Origin of the sequence: Streptomyces sp. NPDC091280 (assembly GCF_044768565.1) — a bacterium.
GTDB lineage: Bacteria > Actinomycetota > Actinomycetes > Streptomycetales > Streptomycetaceae > Streptomyces.
The window spans coordinates 1-23,510 of record NZ_JBIVUZ010000033.1 but is presented as its reverse complement, the minus strand read 5'-3'; the positions used below and the strand labels follow the sequence as shown (position 1 = coordinate 23,510).

Sequence of the window (23,510 nt, the reverse complement as noted above, 5' to 3'; positions counted from 1 at the left end):
AGGGCCACGGCAACAGCCGCGCTCAGCAGGCTGGAGCCTTCCTTCCCCTCCGAGCCGAAGCCGATCAACTCGACACACCCCCTGAGTGTGAAGGCCGACTCCGGAGTGTGCGGGGCTGCCTGACTCTCGATCGGTGCAGATTCCTCTTGCAAGAGGACCTCCATGACACTTGGGGCTCCTTCGTGTTGGAAGGAGCTGGCAAGCGGGAGCGAAGCCGCGTCTCCTGACACGGCCCATACGCCTGACCTGTGCAGCCCAGGACACCAATGCTGTATCTCCCCACCTCCTGAAATCGACGATATCGGTCCCCGCACGGGGCTGAGACTGAGGCAAAGGCTCCTCGTTTTGGCAGCGTCGCCCTTCTGCCCGCGGGCAATCTCAGCAACCAGGACATTGATGCGGAATCCGCCGACCTGGTAACCCGGGTGGTCGCAGAACACCACAGCACACACCCAGGAGCCGGAGTGGCGCTTGCACAGCAGCGGCTCCTCCTCGACGCCCTCAGGTGAAGCTTTCTTCCGGGGCTCAATCGGCAACCCAACGACACGATCGGGCCGGTCAGTGCACGGTGGCTCCCACTGCAACTTGACGACCAGATCCCTGGGCCACTCGGCGATCGTCACGAGCAGGGTGGACAGGTCGTGGTTCAGCGAGCCTTCGGGGGCCTTGACCAGCCGACCCCCTTCTGCCCTTCGGTCTCGGTGAAGCCGATGCGGCTGAGGAAACGCATAGTGGTCAGGTCCTTGCTGTGTTCCAGCGGGGAGAACAGAGGGAGGCCTGTACGTCCGACTCGGAGCAGCGGAGGACGTGGCCGATGTCGATGAAGTGCTGGCGGCTGGCCGAGGAGGGTGTGTCGTATCCGCCATGGGCGCCGCTGCACCCCGCTTGGGATCTCCATCGGGGTCCGCCGAAAGGGCACGGCCTCTGGCTCGCGTGAACGGGGACTAGATCAGTAGAGGTGGCCGACGATCTCGGCGACCGCGCGCGCGACGGTGTCGAGGCCGTCGGTCGGCCGGACCGGCAGCGGGAGAGCGTCGCCGAGCTGGTCATTGCGGACGAACATCTCGCCGGTCGGGTTGACGCCGATCGTAAACGGGGTGTGGTCCCAGGCCTGCAGGTGACCAGTGGTGGCCCACGGGCCGGGGGCTGCGCCCCACTGATCGCCGAGGTGGTCGAGGGATGCCTTCGCGACGTCGTACGGCGTGAAGGGAGGAACCGGCTGGTTGCGGTAGCTGACGGGTGGGCGGTTCATGGCTTGCTCCTTGCAGTGTGCTGATGGTGGGCAGTTGGCATGGATTCGACGAAGGCGAGCGGTATCGTCGATGACATAGGGATCGCGGGCGACGTTCACTGCGGGAGTGCCGATGGAGGCCGGCTGGTCGGCCACGACCAGGACTCTCGCCTTGCGCCCCAGGCGGGTGAACAGCCCGCACAGCTCGGGCTCGTTGTTGGGCAGCGGCTCAGCGGCTTGTCGAGGATGATGCGGCCGCCGGACAGAAGGGCCCCGTAGTGGGTGGCAAGCCTCGCAAACGATGCCCGACGGTGGCCGGGGGCGCTGCGCGCGGTGCGCTTCCCGCTTTCACCCAGCCGTGTTCGCGGCCGCCAGGCGTTCGGCGAGCGCGAGCACCTGAGCGAGCTGCTTGGCCGTGAGGTGATATCTGCCGGTTTCCCGGCCGTGCGTCTGGCCGGAGACGTCCGCGGAGGTGATGCTCACGGACTTGAGGCCCACGAGGCGCTCACGCTCGGCCGCCCTGGCCCTGTCCTGCTCCATCGCGTCCCAGAGGAACGCGGCGACCTCCGCAATCTCGCCGATCTTCCAGCCGTCGGCGCGGCGGATTCTCTGGCCGTCGGGGGCGGTGATCTCGACGGCACCGACGTGGTCACCCCACATGCCGGTGAACAGGACGGTATGGCCGCTCCTCGTGACGGTCTGTGCCCGGACGGAATTCTTGTGCCTTCCGGCGAGGGCTGCGATCTCGGTGGCGAAGGTGCTGCGCAGGTCGGGCTCCTCGGACACGATGGTGCTCCTGCTCTCTTTGCAGTCGGAGGAAAGGAGGAGTTGCTCAGCGCGTCTCGCTGTAGCCGCACTCGGAACACGTGTGCGTGACCTTTTCGGCCTTCTGGTCGGCGCGGACGCCGTGGGCGTTCGACTCCATGTCGATGGCGCAGTTCGGGCAGTCCATGGCTCGGCTCCTGGTGCGACGAGGATGTTCTTCGACGCCAGATCCGGATCAGCTCCGCTGATCCCTTGTACTCACTGCCTTCACGGGACGAGTGAGGCGAGCCACGAAGACGAAAAGCAGCACCCCGGCGCAGCTGCTGCCCGAAGGCAGAGCGCGCACCGGGGTGCTGGGGAATCCGGAGCAGCGGAGATCTCCGGGGGCGCACCGCAGGGATCAGCTGCAGCGCTCAGGAATCGAATCTATTCCGCGGGCAGTCTGCCCAGTGTGCCCACTGTCGTGCCCGCGCTTCCGAGGTCCGGGTCGAGGAGCTGGCGGAGTGCTACGGCCAGCGGGGCGACTGCGGCGGGGCCGACGATGATCTGGAAGGTGTCGCGCTCCAGGATGCCGAGGACGGCGGGGTGGTCACGCAGCGCGGTGTCATTGACGCGGAAACGGTCGGTGAGGGTGAGCCGGAGCCGGGTGACGCAGTGCTCGAGGGTGGCGATGTTACCGGGACCGCCGAGCAGCTCGTACAGGACAGCGGCGGTGGCCTGGTATCTGTCACCGGGGCACGGCTGGGTGGCAGTCATCGGGCACCCCACAGGTAGCGTTCGATATCGATGGCGTCATAGCGGATGTCGGCGCTGTCGTCCCAGTAGGCCTTGCCGACTTCATGGGCGATCAGGGACCGCAGCCGCAGCTGGGAGTCGAGCCAGGTGCCCGGCATCCGCCAGTGCGCCCAGGTGGCCGGGGTGGTGTGTTCCAAGGCGCGGTGGTAGCGGTCCAGGTCGCATCGCCACTGGTGCAGGAGCGCGGTGGGGACAGCGGGAATGTCGTCGCGGTCGGCTGTGGTGAGGAAGGTCCGGATGCCCTCGGTGGTCTTGCGTAGATCTTCGACGGCATCGCCCTCGGCACCAGGGTGGGGTTCGGTGGCGAGCGCAGCCAAGAGCTGGCGCGTCGTGACGGCTGCTGTGGGCGAGTGTGTCACGGGACCTCCGGACGGTCGTCTGTCGCGAACGTCGGTGCGAGGCGTTCGGTGAGGTGGGGTGGCAGGGCGCTGAGCAGGGCGGCCCAGGCGGAGGTGGTGGTGGCGTCGTGGGTGGTGAAGGTGTCCGGGGGGAGCCAGGTGTCCAGGTGGGTGAGGAAGTTGTGGTAGGCGGCCAGGAAGTCCGGGTCGAACCAGAGGCGGTAACGGATGTCATGGGCGTATGCCAAGCGGCGGGCGATGGATTCGGCCGGGTCGACCAGGAGGACCAGGACGCGGTCGTGTGCGCCTGGGGCGGTCAGTCCCAAGGAGTGGGCGAGTTCCAGAGCGCGGTCGAAGTCCTGGCGTGGGCCCTGGCCGCTGGCCTGGAGCGCGTAGCGGTAGGCCAGGACCCCGATGTGGCAGCGGTCGGAGAGGACGAGGAGACCGGGCCGGGTCTGCTGCAGGCGCTGGGCCTCGACGAGTCGGCCTTGGGCCTCGGTGAGCAGGTAGCGGGCGGTCGCCCCGTCCGGGACGGGATGATCAGGGGGCTGGGCTTCGGGGAAGACCACCACGTGGTCGGGCAGCGCGTCCTGGAGCTGACGCAGCACGGTGGTCTTCCCGGCACCCGGCATGCCGTCGATCGCGATCACAGTGGTGGCGTCCCCTCTTTTGTTTCGAGGGCGTCCAGGATGCGTGGGGCGAGCCCGGTGACCTGGTCGGCCAGTTCGGTGTCGATCTCGATGGCCCATTGCAGGACCCAGCGGAAGTAGCGGGCGGTGTGGAAGAGCAGGTGCCGGGCGTCGACCTCGATGGGCCGTCCGAGGCGGCCGCTTTCGGCGTGGTACGCGGCCAGGGCCAGGTGGGGATCGCGGCCGTCGATGAGGCAGTTCTGGACGTACAGGTTGGTCAGGTCGTCGTACACGCAGCCGGTGCCACAGCCCTCGAAGTCGATGACTCCAGGGGCGAGGTCGGGGGCGAGCAGGACGTTGCGGGCGGAGTAATCGCCATGCACGAAGCCCGGCACACAACCTCGCGTCTGCTCCTGTTCTGATCTGGCCAGCACAGTCGTCAGCCGGGTGCGCACAGGGTGGTGATCGTTGGGCAGGGGCCGGATGTTGCGGTGGAAGGGTGCAAGGCCGGTGAGCGCGCTGGTGGAGATGGCGTGTAGGCGGGCGGCGACTGTGCCGAGCAGTGCGGTGGCCTCCTCGTCGCGGGGGTCGGTGGGGGCAGTGCCGTCCAGGCGGGTGGCGCTGACCCAGGCCAGCGCGCCGTCGACGGCGTCGTGTCCGAGGACGACAGGCACGCGCAGGCCGGCGGCCTGCGCGGCCAGGTTGAGGCCGGTGATTTCACGTGCGGCGCGCTCGGCCGGGCGGTGCGTGTAGATCTTCAGGATGGCCCTCCTGGACAGGAAGACCATCGACCGCCCGCCGTAGCCGACGATGGCGTCCTGGTCGAAGACGGTGTCCAGAGCCGATTCGGCGGCCTGGCGCGCGCAGTCGATCTCGCTGGCCAGCCGGGCCAGAACCGGGTGCTGCCCGCGGTCGGCCGCCGGTGTCGTGCTCTCGTTCATCCTCGTCCTTGAGTCTTGTCGGGTACGCCATTCGTGCAGCCAGTATGGTGGCCGCGACGCGATGGCCAGGACGTCTGGAAGCGGCGCCGGTGCACTGCCGAGTGCGCCCGGGTGACCGGCCGCGGATCGGTAGGCGTGCAGCGCCAGCGTCGCGGCGGCCGCCCAGGAGAATGCAGTCTCCGCAAGGCGCCGTCCGGCGTCCCCCAGATGCCGGCGCAGCGTATGGTCCTTGCGCAGCGTGGTGACCAGGGCAGGTATGTCGGTCATCGCCGGGTCGGTGGAGATCAGCGCGAAGGTATGAGGGTCGGGCAGGCCGGCGAACGCCTCCGGGGTACCGACGATGGGCAGGCCGGCGGCCAGGTACTGGAGTACCTTCAGCTTCATCCCGCCGCCGGAGTCCAGGGGCGCTACGGCGACCTGGGCAGTGGACAGGGCTGCGCGCAGATCGGGCACCGGGCCGTGCAGCTGCAGCACGCTGCCCGTGCCCAGGGCCCGCAGCGCGGCGGGGTAGCGGCCGTAGACCTCGACCGACCCGCCGGCCGGGGCGAGGACCGGGGCGAGACGGGCGCGCAGGAATGCGGCGGCTCGTGCGTTGGGCTCGTAGTACAGGTTGCCGACGAACGCCGCCGTCCCGGGCCGCTGACGGGTGCGGTCCGGGGACGGGCCGGGTTCGACGCCGCACGGCACGATGTGCACGGCCCGTCCTCGAAGCGCTGTGGCCAGGTCCGCGTCGCGGTGGGTGAAGGCGATCACCGCGTCGGCGGCGGCGACCGCCGTGGCCTGCAGCACGGCGGCCTGCCGGACTGCCCATTCTCCGCTGCCGATGGTTCGGGCGACGGCGGCCTCGTCGTCATGCATCTCGTACACCAGCGCCGCCCCGCCCGCGTCCGCCAGGGCGCGGCCGTAACGGACGGTGAGCTGGGTGTTGGACATCACCAGCACATCGGGGTCCAGCTCCCGCACCTGCGCCATCAGCCCGGTGGTGTCCTCGTACATGGCCTGGCAAGGCAGGTAGCGCACCGGGAACGGCCATTGCCTTGTCGGGGCGGAGCGGGGATTGAGGTCGCACAGCAGCAGCGTGATCTGGGCCCCGGCGTCGGCCAGGCACCGGTTCAGGTGCAGAGTTCGGGCGGCGGCCCCGGTCAGCGGCAGGGAACGCTGAAAGCCCGCCGTGTCGAACAGCACCACGACCCGCAGTGGCGGTGTGCGGGGCTCAGGCATCGCTCTTCACCGCCATGAAGCCGTCGCTGAAGACCAGGGCGTCCAGGTCGGTGTGGCAGAACGTGGCCACCGCGTGCGCCGGGCTCTCCACGATCGGCTCGCTGTCGTTGAACGAGGTGTTCAGCACCACCGGCACCCCTGTCAGCTTCCCGAACCGGCTGATCAGCCGGTGGAAGTTCGGATGGGCATCGGCGTCGACGGTCTGTACGCGGGCGGTGCCGTCGACGTGGGTGACCGCACCGAGCTGGTCGCGACGCTCCGGGCGGACCTTCGGTGCGAAGAGCATGTAGGGGCTTTCCTCCTGGAGGTCGAACCAGCCGCTGGCGTGCTCGGCCGGGATGGCGGGGGCGAAGGGGCGGAAGAACTCCCGGTGTTTGATACGGGTGTTGAGCACATCGCGGGTCGCGGAGTGACGGGGGTCGGCGAGGATACTGCGCGATCCGAGGGCGCGGGCACCCAGTTCGCTGCCGCCGTCGAACCATCCGACCAGTCGGCCGTCGGCGAGGAGTTCGGCTGCCGTGGCAGCGGGGTCGGATTCCCGCCGCCAGCCGAACCGGGGGTGCGGATGCCGCGCGGCCAGGCCCGAGCGGGGGTGGCACCGCAGCGCGAGCTGGATCTCCTCGGGGCTGTAGGTGCGTCCAAAGGCGTCCCGGCCGGCCAAGGGCATCCTCGGCACCGTGCGGGTGAGGAGGTGGATGCCGTACAACGCGTTTCCGAGCGCCTGGCCGCGGTCGGAAGCCGGCGGCGGCACGAACATCCGGGCGCCGGTGCGGCGCCGGACCACCTCGTTGGCCACACAGTTCATCGCCACCCCGCCCGCGAAGCACACCGTGTGGCGGCGGTGCTCGGCCATCAGACGGGTGACGACCTCGGCCAGCACGTCCTCGGTCTGGGCCTGTACCCAGGCCGCCAGATCACGAGCCCGCTCGGTGTCCCACACGTGCCGGGCACCGAGGTCCACTCCAGTGTCCTGAGCGAACTCGGCCAGGCCCCGGTCGTGGGTTCGCGCCACATGACCTTCCACCTGGGTACCTCGCAGGTCGAACAACGGCACCTCAATGGCCCTCGCATCGCCGTAGGAGGCGAGTGCCATGGTCTTGCCGGACTCCTGTCCGTCGAAGCCGAGCCAGTTGGTCACCGCCTCGTACGTCGCACCGATTCCGCCCGCTCGCGCCCGGCCCTCACGGTTGCCGCCCACTTTGCTGATCGCAGTGCGGTCGGCGAGGAAATAGCTCTCGGTCTGGTGATCGTTGCCCGAGCCATCCGCGACCACGACCAGAGCCTCATCCTCGCCGGAAAGGCAGAACGCACCGTAGGCGTGAGACAGGTGGTGATCGACCGTCGTGATCCGTGACGCGGGCACCCCGTACAGGTCCAAGCCGCCGGTGAAGCCCTCTTCCAGACGGGGGCCGACGCAGGAGAACACCACCACGCCGACATCGGCGAGCGCGATACCGGCGGCCTGGAGGCAGTACGCCAGCGCCGCCTGCCAGCCCCCGGAGTAGCGAGTGCGGTTCAGCCGCTCCTCGGCGACGGCCACCACCTTGTCACCGGCCACGAGAGCGCAGCCGCCGTCGTGACCCATGTTCACTCCTACTGCTACCGGCATGTCACCCATGTCCGATCTGCTCCTTCTCGTCGTCGTCCGGTACTGCTCTCTGCATGTCCTCGGCCTGTGCGGGCAGTCCGGTCCAGGCCAGGCGGAGCCGCTCGCCCCGCAGTCCCACGATCCGGAGCACATCGGCCAGGACGGTTCGTCGGCCGCCGGTGCGGACGAGACGGGTCCACGCCAACGCGTCACGCAGCCGGTAACTGTCGTAGATCTCGGCGCCCGGGTGGATCACCAGCAGCCGGGCCACCGACACCCCGTGCCACCACGCACGCCCGGCCACCGCACGGACGGTCAGGTCGGCTGGATGGATCGCGCGGTGCACCACGGCGTCCGGTACGACCACCACACGCAGCCCGTCCCGCTCCGCCCGGACGGTGAACTCCAGTTCCTCGCAGCTGAGATGACGGCGGCCGGCGACGCCGAGCCGTGTGTCGAACCAGGGCCGCGGGCTGCTGCGCAACGCCAGGTTGCAGCCGACCACCCAGTACGGCGCGGCCAGCTCGGCGGTGGTCTGCGGCCACAGCGGCGGCACGAACAACTGCATCAGCTCGGCCGGAACTTCAGCCGGGTCCTTGGCGGTGAAGCGGGGGACAACCTTGCCGCCCGCCGCGTACGCGCCGGTCTCCTCAAGGGCGCGAATCATCCCGCTCGCCCAGCCGAGCCCGGGCCGCGCGTCGGGATCGGTGATCAGGACGACATCGCCGCGGGCCTGCCCGATCCCGGTGTTGCGGGCGCGGGACAGGCCAGGGACTGGTTCGTGGACGATCCGGCAGGCCATCGGCCCGAGTCGGCCGCTTCCGGGCTGCAGGACCGGGGTGGGATGGTTGTCCACCACGATCAACTCGATGCCGCCCTCGACGCGCTGGGCCCACACCGCCGCGGCCAGTCCCTCCAGCGCTGAGGTGTTGCCGCGGACCGCGACCACCACACTCGCCGCCGGACGGGCGCTGCCAGGCGGGGACAACGAACGGGACACCACTCTCCTCCTCGACGTACGAACTGCTCTGGCGGGACGACACTTCGCCCGCCCGGAACCTGGAGTCAGGCAGCGGGTGCAGATCTTCAGGCGGGCTGGAAGGGCAGCTGCTCGTCCTGCACGGCGCTGGCGTGCGCGACGGCGACGGGCGCCGCAGCGGCGACCGGGGCGGGAGCCTGGGCCTGCAGGCTCTGGTTCCGGGCCTCGGCCTTGGTGACGCGCTCGGCAAGGCGCGCCTGGGTGGTGGCGCGGGACTCCAGGAAGGAGATGTTCTGGATCTCGAGCTTGACCTCGAAGACCTCGGCACCGTTCTTGCTGTAGCGGTTCAGGCGAGGCTCGTAGCTGAGGCTCACCAGGTCACCCTTGTGCACGTGGGCGAACGGCCCGGCGCCCGGCGTCTCAGCACGGACGAAGGCCTCGAAGGGCAGCGCGTCGGAGATGCGGTTGCCCTGGCGGTCGGTGTAGCCGCGGTCGACGAAGACGGTGAGCATGACCTTCTTGGAGCCGTCCTTGTTCTCGAAGACCTTCGGGTCGTTCGCCAGGCGGCCGATGGCGGATGCGGTGCTGTTCGGGTTCGACATGGTGGAATCTCCTTGAATACAGCGCAGCGCCCGGATCGACGTCGTCGTCCGCGCGCAGTTGGGTGGGTTGTTGAGATGTTCAGTTGTCTGTCATGCCACCATCCGGATCAGCTTCGCTGATCAGACGATTTCCTCTTCCAGCGCTTCTTCCGAATCAGCTGCGCTGATCGAATGCGTTGACATTCCGAGTCCCGAATCGGCTTTGCCGATCAGATGTGTGCTATTCGCTGGGTCACCGGCCGCTCCCTCGACCAGACCTCCGGAGTGGTGTCTGGATGTTCCCTCGGGGACCTGCGGGTGCCAGATCGCATCTCCCTGGAGCCGCCCTGTCACGCTCGAGCAGTCCGGGCAGGGCTGCGAGGAAGCGGCCGTTACGGGCGACTCCCATCGTCGGCCGGCTGCTCGTCGAGCAGGGCGGCGCCGCCCGCAGCGCCGGTGCCCCGGCAGTGCCCGCAGCAGCCGGATTCGTCGGGATGGGAATTACGCATGGTGTCCAGCTCGCCGCGCACCAAGATGGTCAACCAGTCGAGCTGGCCGGGCTCGATGGGGACCTGGTGCTGCATACATGAGCGCGGGTCGGTGACTGCGACGGTCAGGTGGGCGGTGCCTTTCGGGTCGGTCGGGTATCCGTCGGCCAGCTCGGCGAGCGCCTGGGCGAAGTCGGCGGCTGCGGTGGCTTTGGTACTTGGCTCCCTTCGCTGCGCAAGTTCTTCGTCGAGCAGATATGCGTCGCCCCAGGGGTTCGGCTCCGGGACGGGGCGTCCGTGCCCGATGTCGCGCAGCCGCTCGCGGCGGCGGTCCTGGACGTAACCTCGGCATTGCAGCGCGTCGTGCTGGGAGGTGGGCCAGTTGGAGGCTGCCGCGCACCACCCGCAGTGTGATGCGCGGGTCAGGCGGCGCAGGATGGCGCAGGCGACCAGAGTCGCAGCGCAGCCGAGCAGCGCGCCGATCACGAGCATCACGTGGTGTCTCCGTCCTTCGTGGTGGTGTTGGCGGCAATGGGCGAGGGGGATGTCACTGCTCTCCAGATCTGCTTCCGGATCGACTTCGTCGATCCCGCTCAGTCACGAGCCAGCGGCTGCTCGCGATAGAACTCGCAGATCCGGGCCACGGCTTCGGCCGGAGGCTCGTAAGCGGGCGGCAACTCGCTCATCGTCACGTCAAGTTCCCTTACACCCGGGAGTGGCACGGGCGGCGGCAGGGCTTTGCCCTCGGGCGTATCGAGGTACTGCGAGATCGCGCGCCTGATGCGACGGTTTCCGATCAGCACTCTGCTGATGGCGTTGACCTCGTCGAGGTCCAGTGAACGGGTCACCGCCCGGTTGAGTGCCCGGCGCATACGGTGCTCGATGGTGCAGTGGTCGTTCAGATCGATGGTGGTGTCCGTGTCTCCGTGCAGCACCGCGTCGAAGACGCCATCAATGCTGTTTGGGAGCTGCCAGCCGGGGAGATGCCCTAATGTGCCGTCCGTCTCACGGTCGTCGGCTTCGAGCAGGCGGTTCCAGTCGTCGCGCCGGCGTTTCCAGTCGTCCCTCGGGATCTCCGGCGGTCGGTCACCCTGGTTCTGATAGTGGTAGTCGACGAACAGCGGCTGGCGGTCGGCCTCGAGTGCCATGAGCGCGTCGGTGTACGCACGGTTCCCGGCGAAGGGATGGGCCAGCCGACGTGCGCCGTGGCCGTCGTCGACCTGACCGAAGACGATGCTGAATCGCAGCGGGTCGTGAATGGTGATGTGGTCATCGAGCCCGGTCTGTTCGTCGAGCCAGAGCTTCCGGGCTCGGTAGACGGTGTATTTGTGCAGGTGCCCGCCTATGTCGCGTTCGCGCACCTCGGTGTCGTCGACGACGCGGGCGACGTTCCTGGCGATGACGGGTACAGCCAGCTCGCTGAAGACCTCCCGCATCCGCTTGGAGATGACGCGGGTGAGCTCGAAGAGGTCGGGCGCGTGGGCGGTCAGCCGCAGCCCGTCGTAGAGCTTGATACTCATTGAATTTTCCGTCCTCAGGATGCCCATATAGCTGTCAAGCAGCTGGAGCGAGGTCGTTTTGAGTGACGTGCGGTGGCCGGAGCACTGGTCAGAACGCGGTGGATCTCGCGGGCGACGATCCGCTTGAGGCAGCGCATGATGTCCTTCCTGCACAGCCACCCCTTGGTGCGGCGTTCGACGTAAGCGCGAGTGCGTTCGTCGATGCTCATTCGGACCAGCACGATGTGTGCAGCGCGTTGTTCGCGACCCGGGCGCCACGGTGGTTGAGGCGGTGGCGGTGGCTAGGCCAGAGGGGGCCGGGATCGGAGCGACACCGGCGAGAGGCGCGAACGCCCTCTCGGACCGCATGCGTTCGAGGTTGTCCCCGGCAGAGGCCGACCGCTGGCCGGCGGTCTCTGGACCGACGCCGAATAGCTCCGGCAGCGTGGGTGCGCCTGATTGACCGGCGGGCCGATCGGGGCGTCCAACCCGGCATCCAGGGCCTGGTGGCAGCGGGCGGTCCACAGCGCCCTCACCGCCTCGCCCAGCTGGCCGGGATGGCGGAAGCAGACGGTGTCAGCTCTCCTCGCTGGTCTCGATCAGGTGGGTGCCGAGCGCGCCCACCGGGTCCGGCGCCTGCACCCGCAGGCGCACCGGCTCACCGGGCACGGGCGGGATCGGTTCGACGGTGAGAACGTCGGTGTACTGCCAGCCTCCTTGTTGAGCACGGTATGGATCTGTGTGCGCACCTCGATCGGGCTCATCAGCGCTCCCGGATCTGCGCGGTCTCGGCGACGGTCAGGAAGTACGCCGGAAGCGTGTCGGCCCCCGTCATCATCGTCCGGTACATTCGGTGGGTGCCGTCGATCAGGAGCTGGGCGGGCTTGCCGTCGAACTCCATCAGTCCGATGACGACGGGCGTGCCGAGGTCGGTCTGCATCGCGTGGTCGACGTTGAAGTAGGACTGGTCGGGTCCGAAGATCGGGCTCCAGGGCTGGCCGTCGTGGTCGGGACGCAGCAGGTCCAGGTGGTAGGCGCTGACCCAGTCGGCGACCCTGGTGAGCTCGGACCCTCGCGGGGTCGCCTCGACAATCTCCAGGGCCTTGTCGATGTCGAAGACCCACGCGCCGTAGCGGAAGGTCTGGCGTGCATTGGTCTCGGTCATGGTCAGTTTTCCTCGCGGTAGGTATGGGCGGCGGACTAGCTGGTGGGCCTTCCCTAGACGGTGGAGTGCCCGTGGGTGTTCTCGGGGGCGTAGTACTCGTTGAAGTCGCGGGTACCTCCGGCGAGGTCACGCGCATCGTGGTGGTCGTCGCCGTCCACGAGGACGTTGTCCCAGCCGATCGCGGTCTCCTCGTCCTGGTCGGGCTCGAAGCCCTGGACGAACCGGTCGTAGTCCTCCGTGACGGTGTACGCCTTGAAGCACGCCCACATGCCGGTCTCGGGCTTCAGCGCGGTACCGATGGACTTGTGTCCCACACGGACGTCGTAGCGGCCGTCGTCTCGCCGCTGAAGGTAGCCGATGCCCGAGCCTGCGCCCCAGGTGTTCATGTCGACGAGGAAGTCCCCGTCCGGCAGCGGCATCAGGGAGACCAGGACACCGGGCTCCGGGATGAGCGAGGGCTGGATCTCGTAGGACTGCCGGATGTCAAGACGCGCGGAAACGCGGTTGGCGCCCTCGCACTCGCAGCGGTTGTTGGTGCAGCATCCGCACTCGGACAGGTCGATGGCCCGCTTGTCGGTCAGTGACACCACCTGGCCCGCCGGCCGGCTGCGCACCGACTGTGCCGGCGGGGCGTAGCTGTACAGGGCGAAGGCCGCGTCCTCCTTGGACTTGAAGCCGGGCATGGTGTTGGAGGGGGCGTCGTTGCGCTTGCTCCAGTCGGCAGTCCACCCGCCGTCGGCGGTCAGCCAGGCCGTGCCAGGAAGGCATCCTCAATGTTCGGCGTGGTCTCGTTGTAAACCTGGAATCTGGTCTGCTCCTGGCCGGGCGGGGTGCTCGCGTGGTAGACGAACGTCGGCTCGGGCATGGTCACTCCTGTCCCCCGGAGGGCTCCGGCGTCTCGTTGTCTTCGGCCGGGAACGGATGCCCTTCCGTGGGCTCGGTCGTGCCTCGCGGGTACACCCACACTGAGTTGCCCCCGCCGCTGGCGATCCGGACCGGGTGTCCCGCCTTGATGAGGAATGCGCCGATCGCCGGCAGCTCTCCTTGCAGGCCCTCGATCGTGTAGTCGGTGCCCCGCCAGGAGATGCGGACGCGGCGCCGGCGCTGCTCGTCGCTCGCATCGAAACCCTCGCTGCGTGTGGAGTTGTCCCAGTTGAGATCCGCCCGCGTGTACCCGGACCGCGTGAGCTTCGCGGACAGGGTCGAAGCCGTGATCCCGGTGCGTCGCGCCGCACGCTGCGCCTCGATCTTCGCCTCGCGCACACACCACATCTCGGTGCACGGGCCGTCGACCGGTTTGATGTGCGTGCCGCGCACGGTGCCCTTCGTGCTCGGGCACTCCTCCACCGTGCCGGGCCGGTACCACCACACGGCCATCAGCGGCTCGACGGCCTCGGCGTCGTACCGGTCGATCTGCTGCTGAATCCAGGCGAGCACGGCCGCCGGTTCCGACGGCTTGTCCACCATGCCCGGGTACACCGGCAGTTCATCCGAGTCGCCGATGGTGAACGTGCACGGGCCGTACTTCATCACCGGTTTCCTGATGGTGATCGCCCGCCCGTTGTACTCCGTCTTCACCCGCGTCCCTCCTTGGTGTTCGTGCACCACTTGCCGCCGATGAGGTCGCCGTCGTGCCCCGTGAAGCCGCAGCGCGCGCACGACCACACGAACGCCTTCCTCTCCGGGTGGCCGAACCAGGCGGCGGTCTCCCGGGTGTTGACCAGCCGGTGGTCGCGGAAGATACGCAGCCCGTCCTCGTCACGCTTCTCGTAGGCATCCACGGGCGGCATCCGCACGTTCAGGTCGCCCGCGCGCCAGAACTCGAAGTCAGCTGCCCACGCGGCGTAGGTGCCGGGGTCCCGCTCGCGCAGTTCGGCCGACAGCCGCTCGAAGTCGGGGCGGCGCTGCTCGGCCTCGGCCTCGGTGGTCGGGCGCAGGTACTCGCCCATCGGCCCCTTGCCCTGGGGCCCGTAGTCCTTGATGGGGGCACCCGGGGTGGACTGGTAGGCCGCGTGCTGGAGGTTGAGCATCACGACCTGCAAGCTGGCGCGCATCAGCCCACCACCTCCCACTTCTTGAAGACCGGAACAGACAGGACGCCGATCCGCTGGAGGTGCTTGGCCAGGGACAAGGCGTGCTCCGCCAAGTGGTCGCCGGCCTCGTCCGCTGGCGTAGAGGCGCTCCCGAACCCGTGCCAGTCAGCGCAGTCCTGCTTGATCTTCTTGACCAGGTCGGTGGCGTACTCGCGGCTGGCCGGCACGACCGCCTTCGAGCCCTCCTTGTCGACGACCAGGCCGAACGACTCCGCGATCTGCCAGGCGTAGAACCGTCGGGCGTCGTGCGGGTCGTCCCAGTAGACCCCGTGATCGGACTTGTAGATGCTGACCACGTACGACAGTGCGGCGGACCGGTTGTAAGCGAGGACGAGAACCTTGCCCTCGGGCGTCAGGAATGACTCCTGCACGTCGTAGAGACCGCGCTTCCGGATGATCTCGAATTCCCCGGTCTCGGTGTTGCGGTACTCGTTCGGTGCGCACACCCGACGCATCGGGTCGACCAGTTCGTATGTCATGCAGCGATCTCCCAGACCTTGGTCAGCTCGGTGATGTGGATGAATTCGATGGCCGATTGACCGGTCGGCGTGCAGACGACGAATCCGGTGTTGGCGCCGATGGGGCCGTAGTCCTGGTCGACCTGCTCGAAGGCGAGAACCGTGACGGTGACGCCCCGGTGCACGGCCAGGTCGCCGGGCTCGATGCCGAAGCAGGGGGTCCAGTGGTCGGCCGCGAAGTACTGCACCCACGGGTCGTGGATGTCCTCGGGCCGCTCGTAGACGCCGACCAGATTCCGGAGGCCGATCCGGTTGGGGACGTCGGCGAGGACATCGCCGGCACCGTCGATGATCTCGATGACCAGTGGGACGTCCCGGCCGGCTCGAATTGCGGCTGCGTCCGCGTCCTCCCAGTCCTCCAGCGTGTAGGCGTCCGGCTCGTCCTCGGACTGGACCCGGAGCCTGATCCTGGGATGCGCCCTCGACGGACTGGACCCGTCCCTCAGCAGCACCGGCCGCAGACGCCGCACGTGGTTGGTTCGCAGGTACGAGAGGCCGCACTCTTCGCACACCGCGTCGCGGACCCGGCGGCACTCGCCCGGCAGCGCCTGCTCATCAGCGACATCCAGGAGATGCGTGGCGCGGGCATGACAGCCCAGTGTCGTGCACGTCTCAGGCGGCGGTACAAGCACTGCGCTGCTCCTTCCACTGCGCGTACAGCTCGCCCGCAGGCCCGGGGACAAGCCAGGGGAAGGCGTCGGCCCACTCCCGGTAGGTGTCGGCCTCGGACTTGCCGTAGGCCGAGGTGTCGACCGGGCCGGTGATCAGCTCGGGCGCCGCACGCAGCTCAAGGATGGTGTTCTTGCTTAAGCGCTGATAGGTCAGGGCCTGGTGCCCGAGCAGGGCCAGCTCGTAGGGCTTCCAGCACTCGTCGCACAGGCGGATACGAAGGTTGGACTGCTTGTGGATCGCCATGACGTCGGCGGCCCTGTACGTGAAGCTGGCGCAGCGCAGGCACTTGTAGTAGTAATCCGTCCATGAACCGGCGTCTTTGTTGATCACGCTGCGGTCGTTGATGACCTCGAAGTCGTCGACCGCCGGGGTCAGCCGGGCCATCGGCAGCACCCGCCTGTGCGTGTGCTCGGGTTCCAGGAATGCAGCGAACGGGTTCGCGGGTTTACTTCGGTAGCAGTTGCCGTCGCGCTTCCGGTACTGGTCGACTGTCGCGTAATGGCGCTCTGTGAGACCGTCGTCGACTTCGATTTCGAAGCGGACCATATCTCCGATGGAAAACATTAACTCTCCTCGGTGTGTCAGCGGTGAACGGAATAGAACTCGGCACGGGAATCGCATCCGCCGAGTTCTGGATAAGGACGGACGGCACCCGTTTCTCTTCAACCGAGCAGGATTTCCAGTCGTCGACTTGAACGCCCCAGACGTTGTCGATCAGCCTCGGGCTGTCGTCTCCGACCTCCCGGACGTAGGTCTCGTATGCCCCCCCCCCGACAGGCCCGGGAATAGTTGTCCACGAGAAAAGAGCAGTCCCAGCCGTTCTGCCTGTCGGCCAGCTTCTTGTCCGCGTGCTCGTCGAGTTCGGTCTTCGACATGCTGTCGGGGAACTCCTGGGACGACTCGATGACAAGGTTCGCGCCCTCGCCCCAGTAACCGGTCAGGAGAATCACGTGTCGTCCTCGTCTTCGGGCTTCGTGTACACCTTCCGGCTCGCACCGTCCCGGCAGTCCCAGACCGCTACCCACGTCCATCTCTTCTGCCAGGGCTTGGAACGCCTAGTCCTCCAGCAGTGACGTCTTGTCCGTGCAGTTCTCGGGGCCGACGCTCACGACTTCACCCCCGCCTTGGCCTCACGGAAGGTGAGCTGCCCCGCGACCTTGGCCTGATGGGTGTGCGCCGCATCGGCCGGCACGGTCCCACCACAGGTCTCACAGACGAACTCGTGCTTCTCCCAAGGGAGTTCGCAGTAGAAGCACGGGTCCTCGTCGTAGTCGGGGGTACGTCGCAGCTCGATGTGCTGCGGGTTGCCCGTGGCGTGGACCGTCGCGTAGTCGTGGGGGAACAGCCGGGCGGCCTGGCGGACGTTGTCCTCGGAGATGAACTCCGGGTGCGACAGCCCCCACTCGCGCAATTCTCCGGCGATGTCCCGGGCCAGGGCCTGCGGCAGTTCGTAGGTGTCGCGCACCCAGCGGGTCAGCCCGCCCTGCGCCGGCGACTTCTCCCCGAGCTTCAGCCACTTGCCGCACTTGGCACCGCTGCACCGCTCGTCCGAGATCGCGTGACGTATACCGGGCTCGCCGTCCGGCACCTCGCTCAGCTCGGTCTCGCACTGCTGGTCCGTCACCGGCTTGGGGAAGGAGCCCGAGTCGTAGGAGCACTCGTCGAAGTCGATCCCCAGCTTCTCGGCCGCCGACCGGATCGCAGCCTCGTGCGCCTTGCCCTTCGGCACCGTGATGCCGCTCGCCCGCATCGCCTTCAACGTGCAGGACGGACACAGGTTCTCGGCCCCGTAGCTGTACCCAACGATCACGTTCAGACCTCCGTCAGGTGCTGCCGACCGGCGAACAGGTTGAAGTGGGTCAGCAAGTCGATCCACGTGTCGCGGACGGAGCCCTCGATGCGCTCGCGGACCTCGATGTCGAGCGGCACCACGACGGAGCGCGACCACCACGTGGGCAGGTGGCGGCTGTTCTCCACGAAGCGGACCTCGGCGCTCGGGATGTCCCGCCCGTGCATCTCGCGGGCCTCGTCGCGCATCTCCTCGAACCGCCGGGACTGGACGCCGTAGAGCTGCTTTCCGTCCACGTAGATGTAGAAGCTGCCGGTCGTGTGGGTGACCGTGCGGCGCACGCCGATCTCGTACACGTCGGTGCCGAAGCACCCCTGATCGTCCGCGTAGAAGCCGCTGATCCAACTGAGGGGGTTGGGCATTCCGTCGTCCCGGCTGTCGTCCGGGTGCAGGAGCTGGCCGTAGCGGTTCTCCAGGATGCGGACCGGCACGAACTTGCCCGTCAGGCCCAGGTGCATCATGCACTCGGAGGCTCCGGCTTTCACGACAACCGTTTCGCCGGGCTCCACGTAATATTTCTCCGGCCTCTTGTAGTGGTGCATATACCCTCCGGGAAATGGATATTGCGGCTGACAGTCGATGGCCCGGGGCGCAGAGTTTCTGCTGCGTCCTGGACTGCCGTTGGCTCAGACGCTGATGGATGTGCGGGTGCCGTCGATGTGCACCACGAATGCCTGGCAGAATGCACGGCCGGAATATTCGTGGACCATCACCCGGTACTTCGGCTGCCCCTTGCGCGTGCGCGCTTTCATATGGCGCACGCAATACTCGGCAACCGGATCTGGTTCCTCGGGGTAGTTGCGAGGCTTGAGTTCCACATACCGGTCCGCGGTATCGACCCATTGAGCCGGGGCTTCGTACCTCTGGAGCATGAAGAACCACAGCAGCGCGACCGGCTCACCTGTCGAGGCCGGCGGGCTCACGGGTGATCACGCAGACCTTGTCGTAGCAGAGCGCGTCGCGACTGCCGTCCTCGAAGACCAGGGCGAACCCGGTCACCGGAGAGTTCGTGACGACGTCCTTGAGCCGCTTGAACGCGGAGTTGTACATGTGCGCGGGCTGGATGATGTTGCGGGAGGGGTTGTCCTGGCTGCGCCAGTAGGCCCGGACCACCAGCTTCCCGATCAACTCGAGTCTCCGCACGTACGCGTCGTGCGAGGTTTCCAGGTACTCGTACGTCCAGCCTTCGGCCTCGCCTCGCGCCACGATCTCCGCGTACTGCTTGCGGACCCGGTCGTAATGCCGGTTATCGCTGCACGTGCGGCAGACTTTCTCGCCGGTCTCGTGGTCGGTGAAGACACCTGGGCCCTGAATGCTGAAGAGTTCACCGGGCGTGTGCCCGCAGTCCAGTCGCTGTCCGGTGAAGTCCGGTCCCAGTTCCATGTGTTACACCTCCCCGCACGTTCCGTCGACGTGCACCGGAAATAATTGACTGAAACTGCGCCGCTCGTGCTCACGGGTCTTCATTCGCACCAGCAACTCGCCCCTTTCCTGATGTGCTCGCGTCTTCGATCTCGATCACCTCGACGCCCGACACCCGGGCGTAGATGTCCTCGCTTGGTGGTCTCGTCTGAGGAGCAGAAGGGGCACCACTCCACGCTGGGCAGCTGCGCGGCGACTGGGGACAGTTCAGGCGCGGTGACCATACAGGTCTATCGGCCGACGGAACGTGGGCCAAGAGGAGGTCAGTAGTCGGTGCGGCGATGACGATCATGAGTCTCGGCTCGGTCGTAGTGGGAGTGCGCAGGACTGGACCGCGCGCAGCGCGACGGGGACGGTGTCGCAGATACCGATGGATTTCAGCCGCACGCCAGTTTTGTAGCCCGTGACCAACTGCCCATCCGGAAGCGGATGGTGGTGGCCGGCGGGACATCACCCTTCAGGTCCGTCGGATCCGTGCGCCAGTCCTCATAGGCCGCCAGCGTTGTGGATCCCGTCTCCCGCAGACACCGCCGGATCGCGGCGATGAGCTGCCCCTGGGTCCACTTTGTCGTCGCAGTCTGGAGCTGCTGGGGCTGCTCGATCACGGTGAGACCCGCGAGCTCCAAGGCACGGTTCCAACTGCCGAAGCGGCGCTCGTAGAGCGGAGCCGACGGATCGGCATCGCCGCGGCGATGCTCGAACGTGCGACGCCCGAGCGTGCGCTCACTCTGCGCCAGGCGGATGAGCACGCACAGAAGCTGCCGGTCGGTGTAGACGACCGGACCGGGCTTCATGGGCGCGGGGACGTGCGCAGCATGCATAGTCATGGGCCGTGCTTTCTTCGTGGAAGCGGACGTGCGTCAGAGCGTGTGCACCTGCACAAGGCGCTAATCGCGGGTGATGGACTCGAACAGCGCCTCGAAGGTCCGCGGGAACGGGCCGTAGCAGATCGAGTCGCTCATCTCGACCGAGAGGTACGGCCGCTTCCCGAGCCAGGTCTCGGCCCGCTTGTCGACGTAGCTCGGGCTCTCGCCCTCGAAGACGATCGGGTGCCAGGTCTTCTGGTCGCTGCTCACGAGCAGTGTGAGCGTCAGCAGATCGGCATCGATGGTGGCCCGAGCAGAAGCAGGAGTAGTCATGGCGAGCAGTCCTTCACAGGAGGAGATGGGAAGCCCACGAACAGCCGCCCGGGAAGGGGCCACCCGCAGCCGACACGCGCACGTCGCGTCACAGAGCCCTCCGGATCAACTCCGTTGATCCCCAAGCGCCAGACCGACCCGCAGGCACCCTGCGCGCCCGAGCTCCTCTCGGCGCACCCTCTACACCTCCTATCTCGCGGTATTCTGACTCATCACAGACCGTCATTCAATAGCCATTCACATAAGACTCTCCCGAAGGCTGTTCGATCCAATCGGGCCGCGGCGACGCCAGAGGATTCGTCGGCCTGCATCGCCGTGGCCGACACCGATGGCATGGGTGCAGTCATCGACGGACTGAGCTACGCAGCAGCCTGCCCAGCGCCCGTCGGCCCTGATCTACGAAGCCGACTTCCGCCAGGGGACATTGCACTTCCCCGCCTGCGGTGCACGCCTTAGCGCTGGGTCAATCGTCGAACATCCGCCCGGCGACAAGGACAAGACGATCCGGCAGTGACCGAGGTTCACCAGAGGCTCATCGACGGAACGGCGAACGCGACGCCGACTCCCGCACCCGACCGCTGAACGGGAGTCCACAAGAAGGGGAGAGGTCCGGTGCGACACATCACACCGGACCTCTCCCCTTCTCTCCGTCACGCGAAGACGGGCGAGGCCCGCAGCGGGTGGCCCAGCTCAAGAGGAAGGGGAAGAGCAGTGCCACCCACTGCGGCGGTGCGCCGCCAGGGGGGTACCGGCTGGGCGCGACTGCAACTCTACTGGTATTCGAGTCGACACGCAAAGAGCGCACGCCACTTATCGAATAGTATTCGAGTGATGTTCCCACAGGTCAGCAAGATGGGACAGGGAGAGGTCACACATGACCGTCACACAGGGGTTGGAGAAGGCGACGCAGTCCATGCGCGAGACGAAGAAGAAGCCGCCGGGTGCGGCGCAGAGCAGCGGTAGTGGGCGCCAGGGCATGTTCGTCCGGCTGAATCCGGATGACAAGCAGCGGGCGCAGTACTGGGCTGACAAGCGCGGGTTCTCCTCGGTGAACGAGTACGTGGCCGAGGCAGTGATCGAGAAGATCCGGCGTGAGAACCTCGACTACGACCTGCCGACCCTGGAGATCGCCCGCCTCAACGAACTCGTCGACCAGGTCGCGGCACTGGCGAAGAACTCGGCGAACCTCGAACGCGTCGTCACCGCGGGCTTCGACTCCATGATCGGGCTCACCCGCGGCGACAACTACCTCCTGGACAACGAGGACGGTGAACTTCGATGAACCGGGATTTCACAGAGATGCTGGAAGCGGCCACACCCACCGCCGAGGTGATGGAGGTGGACACGTCCTTCCTCGACGCCTACCGGCGCGGCGGGAGCGAAGAGCTCAAACGCGTCCAGGCCCAGGCGGCACAGCCGAATTCTGAGGTGGCGACGCCCGAGCCGGAGGCGCAGCTCGACGAGGCCGGCAACGTCGGCTCTCACCCCGGGGCTGAGAGTCTGCAGGCCGATCTCGATGAGGGCGCCGAAGAGGGTCGCCTGGACCTGGAGCCGGACTACGAGCACGGCGCTGCCTCCGAGCGGACCGGCGGATCCAACGAGCGTGGTGCTGGTAACGGCGGTGAGCAGGGAGGATATGCCGGGGCACTCCAGGGCGGTGGGCCGGCGGGCCCTGCGGCTGATGTTGTTCCGACTCCGGGGACACAGCCGGATGTCGAGGACGCTGCCGCGGAGGAATTCACTTCTCACGACGCCGTCGCCGCACCGGATGAATCCGAGCATGTAACGCCCGGCTCGCTCCAGCTCACCGACCATCAGGACGCCGTGCAGAGTGCGGCATCGAAGGGTGGATCGGGCAGCACAGCCGAGACCGCCACTCTCCCCCAGTCGGGCTTCCGGCTGGTCGGCGTGCAGAGCCAGCCGCACATCAAGGCGCTACCCGAGAGCATCATGAATGCGCTGCGGGAGCAGCTGCGAGCCGCCGCAGTCCGCGAGCTGGGCGTGAACGACAGCACTGCTCGGGAGTTCAGCCAGCGGCTGAGCCAGGGCACGCTGGTGATGGCGTTCCTGCTGGCGCAGCTCGACCTGCACCTTGATGCCGATCCTGCCACCGAGCGCGCCGTCGAGCTGTTCCGCTCCCGCGACCCGCTGCTGAGCAGCGTGGTGGCACGCCTGGCGCACATCGAGGTCGCTGGGCGTGAGCGGGACGGGTTGCTGCGCAAGCTACGCAAAGAGTTGGGCGAGGTGCGCCAAACCAGCGCCGTGATCGAGCAGGCGCTAGCGTACTCCATTGCCGACCGTACAGAGAACTTCCTGCGGGGCTCGCACAACCTCCACGACGCGCCGATCACGCACACGGAGGCGATCTACCTCCGGGACAAGGCCCGGGATGCGACCAGGAAGCAGCTGAGGCTTGAACGCGAGCGGGAAGGCCGGCCGATTCAGTAACCACGTCAAGCAACGACAACCCCTTCCCCGCCCGCTGGCGCTACAAGACGTGCGGACGAGGGGCCGGACTGTTGCGTCCAAGGCCCGGTGTACCTCGGACTGTACTGCGCTCCGCAGTGGACGCACCGCGCGGATACCGGACACAGCCCGAAGAACCCGAAGAAACGTGGGCTCTCAAGCGCCGCCACCGGAACACGCAGGAGACCCTCGCGAGGCTTCGGGTAGATGCGTCGACGGAGAAGAGGTGCTGGTAGGGATGAAAGGCTCCCTGGGCCCGAAGAGGCCTTGTAACGCTCGGTGCAACGGTGTAGCCCTCTTTCCAGGCGACGGTCGGACCCACTAAGGAAGCAACGGGCCGCGAGTCGCATTCAAGTGTGATGGCGCCGCACCGGGGAGTTGCCCTCCGAACTAGTCGATAGCGTAAGGCCGTGGCCAACCCCTTGCCTCGTACTGTGCGGCTGCCGCGGCGATCTGGTCGAGGGCCTCCGCCTGGCCGTGCGCCCTCAACAACATGACGGTGGTGCAGATGGCGAGCGCGTGAATGTGATCAGCAACCGACAGGTCCATGAGCGCGAGGGCAAGCCCTGTTTCCCCGCGCGCCACCTTGTGGACGGCCATCATGACGGCAAGCTCGGTATCTGCTGGCGCGAGTGACGCGACGGCGTCGATGTCTCGGACTTCCAGGTCGGGTTCTCTCAGATCGCCGAAGACAGCGTCGTGTTCGCAGACCTGCCAGGCTTGCACGTGCTCCAGCTGGTTGGCGTCAAGGCCGGTGAGGCAGGCGGCCACCCGGTCGGGCCGTCGAGCGAGGTAGGACCAGGCAAGGTCGGTGACACGCCACATGGCATTGATGGTGTGTGGGTCTGGCTCTGTCGTCATGTGTCTGGTCTTACCGGAGTCGGACAGCATCGGGGCGAGTTTGTGTGAGTTCACCCGCCAGGGGAAGGTGCCCTACCGGTCAACGCCTTCGTCGATCTCGCCGCCGAGTTTCGCAACGGCGGCAGCCGACGGGCCTCGTACGTCACCGATCGGAGACGGGGAAGGCGGAGCTGGTGCGGGATGCCGGGTTCGGCTGCGCCCACGACCGGCCCCCGCCTACGATCCGTCAGCAGGTCGGCACGCCGTGAGAACGCGGGAGGGCGCGGAGGA

At 67.4% G+C, this 23,510-nt stretch carries 29 protein-coding genes and 1 pseudogene; 2 read left to right on the top strand and 28 right to left on the bottom strand.

Features of this window, described 5'->3' with window-relative positions:
- Positions 1-949 precede the first annotated feature (949 nt).
- The 27 genes and pseudogenes from ACIQPR_RS48700 to ACIQPR_RS48570 form a co-directional block, all read right to left on the bottom strand.
- A complete protein-coding gene (locus ACIQPR_RS48700) occupies positions 950-1,387 on the bottom strand; it encodes a hypothetical protein (protein ID WP_403664168.1) in 438 nt (145 codons plus the stop codon).
- Positions 1,388-1,579: 192 nt separating this feature from the next.
- On the bottom strand, positions 1,580-2,017 hold the full coding sequence (locus ACIQPR_RS48695; protein WP_403664165.1) for a hypothetical protein: 438 nt from the start codon (positions 2,015-2,017) through the stop codon (positions 1,580-1,582).
- A gap of 405 nt (positions 2,018-2,422) precedes the next feature.
- Entirely contained in the window at positions 2,423-2,752 is a 330-nt protein-coding gene (locus ACIQPR_RS48690; protein ID WP_403664162.1) for a PTS glucose/sucrose transporter subunit IIB, read from the bottom strand.
- Complete coding sequence (locus tag ACIQPR_RS48685) at positions 2,749-3,150, bottom strand: hypothetical protein (protein WP_403664159.1); 402 nt, start codon at positions 3,148-3,150, stop codon at positions 2,749-2,751. The genes ACIQPR_RS48690 and ACIQPR_RS48685 overlap by 4 nt, the downstream gene beginning before the upstream one ends.
- Positions 3,147-3,779 (bottom strand): hypothetical protein, encoded by a 633-nt coding sequence (locus ACIQPR_RS48680; protein WP_403664157.1) that lies wholly within the window; start codon positions 3,777-3,779, stop codon positions 3,147-3,149. Before ACIQPR_RS48680 ends, ACIQPR_RS48685 begins: the two co-directional genes overlap by 4 nt.
- Positions 3,776-5,920 carry a phosphotransferase gene (locus tag ACIQPR_RS48675; protein ID WP_403664154.1) on the bottom strand — a complete coding sequence of 715 codons (2,145 nt, stop codon included), beginning with the start codon at positions 5,918-5,920 and terminating at the stop codon, positions 3,776-3,778. The genes ACIQPR_RS48680 and ACIQPR_RS48675 overlap by 4 nt, the downstream gene beginning before the upstream one ends.
- Complete coding sequence (locus tag ACIQPR_RS48670) at positions 5,913-7,538, bottom strand: carbamoyltransferase (RefSeq protein WP_403664150.1); 1,626 nt, start codon at positions 7,536-7,538, stop codon at positions 5,913-5,915. Before ACIQPR_RS48670 ends, ACIQPR_RS48675 begins: the two co-directional genes overlap by 8 nt.
- Positions 7,531-8,508, bottom strand: coding sequence for a glycosyltransferase family 2 protein (locus ACIQPR_RS48665; RefSeq protein ID WP_403664147.1), 978 nt, complete (start codon positions 8,506-8,508; stop codon positions 7,531-7,533). Before ACIQPR_RS48665 ends, ACIQPR_RS48670 begins: the two co-directional genes overlap by 8 nt.
- 86 nt (positions 8,509-8,594) lie before the next feature.
- Positions 8,595-9,089: a single-stranded DNA-binding protein gene (locus tag ACIQPR_RS48660; protein ID WP_403664144.1), complete on the bottom strand. Its 495-nt coding sequence runs from the start codon at positions 9,087-9,089 to the stop codon at positions 8,595-8,597.
- 371 nt (positions 9,090-9,460) lie between these two features.
- Complete coding sequence (locus ACIQPR_RS48655) at positions 9,461-10,051, bottom strand: hypothetical protein (protein ID WP_403664141.1); 591 nt, start codon at positions 10,049-10,051, stop codon at positions 9,461-9,463.
- Positions 10,052-10,149: 98 nt separating this feature from the next.
- Positions 10,150-11,076, bottom strand: coding sequence for a hypothetical protein (locus ACIQPR_RS48650; RefSeq protein WP_403664171.1), 927 nt, complete (start codon positions 11,074-11,076; stop codon positions 10,150-10,152).
- A gap of 327 nt (positions 11,077-11,403) precedes the next feature.
- Positions 11,404-11,580: pseudogene (locus ACIQPR_RS48645) on the bottom strand (hypothetical protein); the annotation flags it as partial.
- A 238-nt stretch (positions 11,581-11,818) separates the two neighbouring features.
- Positions 11,819-12,220, bottom strand: coding sequence for a hypothetical protein (locus ACIQPR_RS48640; RefSeq protein ID WP_403664138.1), 402 nt, complete (start codon positions 12,218-12,220; stop codon positions 11,819-11,821).
- 53 nt (positions 12,221-12,273) lie between these two features.
- Entirely contained in the window at positions 12,274-12,903 is a 630-nt protein-coding gene (locus tag ACIQPR_RS48635) for a hypothetical protein (RefSeq protein ID WP_403664135.1), read from the bottom strand.
- A 59-nt stretch (positions 12,904-12,962) separates the two neighbouring features.
- On the bottom strand, positions 12,963-13,085 hold the full coding sequence (locus ACIQPR_RS48630; protein WP_403664132.1) for a hypothetical protein: 123 nt from the start codon (positions 13,083-13,085) through the stop codon (positions 12,963-12,965).
- Between the two features lie 2 nt (positions 13,086-13,087).
- A complete protein-coding gene (locus tag ACIQPR_RS48625; RefSeq protein ID WP_403664129.1) occupies positions 13,088-13,798 on the bottom strand; it encodes a hypothetical protein in 711 nt (236 codons plus the stop codon).
- Positions 13,795-14,274, bottom strand: a complete 480-nt coding sequence (locus tag ACIQPR_RS48620; protein ID WP_403664126.1) for a hypothetical protein — start codon at positions 14,272-14,274, stop codon at positions 13,795-13,797. Before ACIQPR_RS48620 ends, ACIQPR_RS48625 begins: the two co-directional genes overlap by 4 nt.
- Positions 14,274-14,792, bottom strand: coding sequence for a hypothetical protein (locus tag ACIQPR_RS48615; RefSeq protein WP_403664123.1), 519 nt, complete (start codon positions 14,790-14,792; stop codon positions 14,274-14,276). Before ACIQPR_RS48615 ends, ACIQPR_RS48620 begins: the two co-directional genes overlap by 1 nt.
- On the bottom strand, positions 14,789-15,463 hold the full coding sequence (locus ACIQPR_RS48610) for a hypothetical protein (protein WP_403664120.1): 675 nt from the start codon (positions 15,461-15,463) through the stop codon (positions 14,789-14,791). The genes ACIQPR_RS48615 and ACIQPR_RS48610 overlap by 4 nt, the downstream gene beginning before the upstream one ends.
- Positions 15,444-16,067 carry a hypothetical protein gene (locus ACIQPR_RS48605; protein WP_403664117.1) on the bottom strand — a complete coding sequence of 208 codons (624 nt, stop codon included), beginning with the start codon at positions 16,065-16,067 and terminating at the stop codon, positions 15,444-15,446. The genes ACIQPR_RS48610 and ACIQPR_RS48605 overlap by 20 nt, the downstream gene beginning before the upstream one ends.
- A 98-nt stretch (positions 16,068-16,165) precedes the next feature.
- On the bottom strand, positions 16,166-16,453 hold the full coding sequence (locus ACIQPR_RS48600) for a hypothetical protein (RefSeq protein ID WP_403664115.1): 288 nt from the start codon (positions 16,451-16,453) through the stop codon (positions 16,166-16,168).
- A 155-nt stretch (positions 16,454-16,608) separates the two neighbouring features.
- Positions 16,609-17,313: a hypothetical protein gene (locus tag ACIQPR_RS48595; RefSeq protein ID WP_403664112.1), complete on the bottom strand. Its 705-nt coding sequence runs from the start codon at positions 17,311-17,313 to the stop codon at positions 16,609-16,611.
- Positions 17,314-17,315: 2 nt separating this feature from the next.
- Positions 17,316-17,813: a hypothetical protein gene (locus tag ACIQPR_RS48590; RefSeq protein WP_403664109.1), complete on the bottom strand. Its 498-nt coding sequence runs from the start codon at positions 17,811-17,813 to the stop codon at positions 17,316-17,318.
- A 165-nt stretch (positions 17,814-17,978) separates the two neighbouring features.
- Positions 17,979-18,275, bottom strand: a complete 297-nt coding sequence (locus tag ACIQPR_RS48585) for a hypothetical protein (protein ID WP_403664106.1) — start codon at positions 18,273-18,275, stop codon at positions 17,979-17,981.
- A complete protein-coding gene (locus tag ACIQPR_RS48580; protein ID WP_403664103.1) occupies positions 18,250-18,735 on the bottom strand; it encodes a hypothetical protein in 486 nt (161 codons plus the stop codon). Before ACIQPR_RS48580 ends, ACIQPR_RS48585 begins: the two co-directional genes overlap by 26 nt.
- Positions 18,736-19,151: 416 nt before the next feature.
- Positions 19,152-19,568, bottom strand: coding sequence for a homing endonuclease associated repeat-containing protein (locus ACIQPR_RS48575; protein ID WP_403664100.1), 417 nt, complete (start codon positions 19,566-19,568; stop codon positions 19,152-19,154).
- A gap of 93 nt (positions 19,569-19,661) precedes the next feature.
- A complete protein-coding gene (locus tag ACIQPR_RS48570) occupies positions 19,662-19,913 on the bottom strand; it encodes a hypothetical protein (protein WP_403664098.1) in 252 nt (83 codons plus the stop codon).
- 874 nt (positions 19,914-20,787) lie between these two features.
- Between ACIQPR_RS48570 and ACIQPR_RS48565 the strand changes: the two genes are divergently transcribed.
- Both ACIQPR_RS48565 and ACIQPR_RS48560 read left to right on the top strand, forming a co-directional pair.
- The gene (locus tag ACIQPR_RS48565; RefSeq protein ID WP_403664095.1) at positions 20,788-21,195 is read left to right on the top strand and encodes a hypothetical protein; all 408 of its coding nucleotides are present in this window, start codon (positions 20,788-20,790) and stop codon (positions 21,193-21,195) included.
- Positions 21,192-22,361 carry a hypothetical protein gene (locus tag ACIQPR_RS48560; protein ID WP_403664093.1) on the top strand — a complete coding sequence of 390 codons (1,170 nt, stop codon included), beginning with the start codon at positions 21,192-21,194 and terminating at the stop codon, positions 22,359-22,361. Before ACIQPR_RS48565 ends, ACIQPR_RS48560 begins: the two co-directional genes overlap by 4 nt.
- Positions 22,362-22,769: 408 nt before the next feature.
- Here the strand turns inward: ACIQPR_RS48560 and ACIQPR_RS48555 are convergent, their stop codons facing one another.
- Positions 22,770-23,270, bottom strand: coding sequence for a hypothetical protein (locus ACIQPR_RS48555; protein ID WP_403664090.1), 501 nt, complete (start codon positions 23,268-23,270; stop codon positions 22,770-22,772).
- Between the last annotated feature and the right edge of the window lie 240 nt (positions 23,271-23,510).